Origin of the sequence: Sinorhizobium sp. 7-81, from assembly GCF_030124405.1 — a bacterium.
Taxonomy (GTDB): domain Bacteria; phylum Pseudomonadota; class Alphaproteobacteria; order Rhizobiales; family Rhizobiaceae; genus Sinorhizobium; species Sinorhizobium psoraleae.
The window spans coordinates 1-1,677 of record NZ_JASKLT010000058.1; the positions used below are offsets into that span (position 1 = coordinate 1).

Sequence of the window (1,677 nt, forward strand, 5' to 3'; positions counted from 1 at the left end):
AAGGTGTTCTCCGAGGCAGCAAAGCGCAGATGCAACAGCTTGCCGGTGGCATCGTCGATATAGACGAGCAGGGCGCATTTGGGACCGCGGTTCTCGAACATGGAGTAATCGCGGCGCGACCGTCTCTGGCTTTTGGGCTGGTGAGGGTGGTTGCCCCCGATAGGATGGAGAAACGGGCTCTCGATTGGAACCGGGCCCAAACATCGGATGGAGGCAACCTTGAACCAATATATTGGCCTTGATGTTTCATTGAAAGACACCGCAATTTCGATCCGGGAAGACGGTAAACGGATCTGGCGGGGGAAGTGTCCTTCGGATCCCAATCTTCTCGCGCAGATGATCCGCAAAAAAGCTCCGCGCGCGCAGCGCGTCGTATTCGAAACGGGACCGCTGTCGACGTGGTTCTATCACGCGCTGACGAGCGAGGGGTTGCCGGCGATCTGCATTGAAGCGCGGCACGCGCAAAAGGTATTGAACGAAACGCTCAACAAGACCGATGCCAACGATGCGGATGGTTTAGCTCAACTCGCTGAAGCAGGTTTTTACAAAGCGGTTCGGGTCAAGTCGTTTGACGCTATGATGACCCGCGCATTGGTGGCTGCCCGGGAACAGCTCCTGTACATCTCAACGCAACTTGGCAATCAAATCCGCGGCCTGATGAAGACCTTCGGTCTGATCATCCCGAAAGCGAAGGGTCGAGTGTTTGATGGCGATGTGCGGAAGCTTTTGGATGGGAACAGCGCGCTTGCGAAGATTATCTTGCCTCTTTTGGAGGCGTGGCACGATATCCGCAAGCGCGCAGCCGATCTTGGTCGCCAGTTGCTGATAGTGGCACGTGCGAGCGAAGCCACGAAGCTATTGATGACAATTCCGGGAATCGGCGCGGTCACAGCGGTGTCCTACGTTACGGCAATTGAAAATCCAGAAAACTTTCGAACGTCGCGCTCGGTGGGCGCCTGGCTTGGACTGACAACACGGCGTTATCAATCCGGCGAGGTCGACTATGACGGCCATATCTCGCGAAGGGGCGACAATCGTTTACGTGGGCTGCTTTATGAAGCGGCGACAGTTCTCCTGACGAGAACCAGTGCCAGGACCGAGAGCAGTCTCAAGAGTTGGGGACTTAAGCTGCGCGAGCGACTTGGCTTCAAGCGGGCCGCTGTGGCCGTCGCCCGGAAACTCGCAGTCATCATGCACAGCATGCTCAAGACCGGAGAAGTGTTCAACGCATCGGCTGGCGCGACCATATAGGCGACGCTCAGCCTTCGTCCCTCAGCGCGCCATCTAACTTTGGTGCTGAGCGTCCCTGCTGCGGACGTGGGCAGGATCATTCCGCTTCTGGTGGCTGCAGCTCGTTGAGACTGCGCCTCGAACATTAGGAAGATCCCACCTGCGAAAACCATTGTGCGGCGACATTTGTCGACCGCGGAGACAACCCTGCTCCCAGCACTGGATAGCTCTGAAGGACCCGGCCGGTGAGGGCAGATCCATCCAATCGATTAAGCCGGTTGCCTGTCCCGCAAGCCGGCAAGGTAGCTGAATGCTCAAGCCCGCTTGACGGATGGAATGCGATTAGACAACCACCAATGATGCGAGCCGTCGATCTGAATGAGTTCGCCGAAGCAATCGCGCCGGCCACGCGGCTGGAAAACCCGCTTCTTGCGCTCGCTCCGTGAC

General features: G+C 57.5%; 1 protein-coding gene. It reads left to right on the top strand.

Annotated elements, in window-relative coordinates; genetic code table 11:
* Positions 1-219: 219 nt before the first annotated feature.
* Positions 220-1,251, top strand: a complete 1,032-nt coding sequence (locus QN224_RS33435) for an IS110 family transposase (RefSeq protein ID WP_283980156.1) — start codon at positions 220-222, stop codon at positions 1,249-1,251.
* Positions 1,252-1,677 lie beyond the last annotated feature (426 nt).